The organism is Promicromonospora kroppenstedtii DSM 19349 (genome assembly GCF_000515355.1).
Taxonomy (GTDB): domain Bacteria; phylum Actinomycetota; class Actinomycetes; order Actinomycetales; family Cellulomonadaceae; genus Promicromonospora; species Promicromonospora kroppenstedtii.
The window spans coordinates 5,395-6,172 of the sequence record NZ_KI911618.1; the positions used below are offsets into that span (position 1 = coordinate 5,395).

General features: G+C 73.8%; 1 protein-coding gene. It reads right to left on the bottom strand.

Annotation, left to right across the window (positions count from 1 at the left end):
- The coding region (locus tag PROKR_RS04555; RefSeq protein ID WP_036960017.1) for an alcohol dehydrogenase catalytic domain-containing protein at positions 1-455 on the bottom strand (455 nt) is incomplete at its 3' end.
- Positions 456-778 lie beyond the last annotated feature (323 nt).

Consider the following 778-nt stretch of genomic DNA (forward strand, 5'->3'; position numbering starts at 1 on the left):
GTGCCCAGCACGTCGGACGCGGCCAGCAGCGACGGGACCAGGTCGGCCGGCGGCGGGCCCGGCGTCGGCACCAGGGTGCCGTCGGCCAGCGGGACGCGGGCCAGCTCGGCCTGGGTGCCCTCCGAGCCCATCATCACGTTGTGCACGCAGCGGGACTGGTAGCCGGCCTCGCAGATCTCGCAGGTGTTGTCCGAGGCGACGAACGAGCCGACGACGAAGTCGCCGACCTGCACGTTCCGCACCTGGTCGCCGACCTGCTCGACGACGCCGACGTACTCGTGCCCCATCGGGGTGGGCCCGGCCAGCTTCTCGATCCCGCGGTACGGCCACAGGTCCGACCCGCAGATGCAGGCCGCCGTCAAGCGGATCACGGCGTCGGTCGGCTCGATGATCCGGGCGTCCGCTCGTTCCTCGACACGGACGTCGCCGGGGGCGTGCATCACGACTCCACGCATGGGTGGGTATCTCCTTGCTCGGTCCGCCCGCGCCGGGGTGCGGCGCGGGCTTGGTGCTCTGTCGTCCTCCATGAGACGCCGCCTCGCCCCCGTGGTGGGAGGCCCGGGCAGACCCCCTCACGCGAGACGGCGACAACCGGGCCGGTTTCCGGGAGGCTGGGACCCGCCAGGTGTTCATCGCGGACACCCGGGACCGATTTGGAGCGTCATGGCCCGCCTGCAGCACCGCCCCGGCACCTCGCCACGCCTGCCCAGGGCCCGGAACCTCGACGCGAGCTTCCGCCCGACGGCGACCGCGCGGTCGCCGCGGGTCGCCGGCAGCC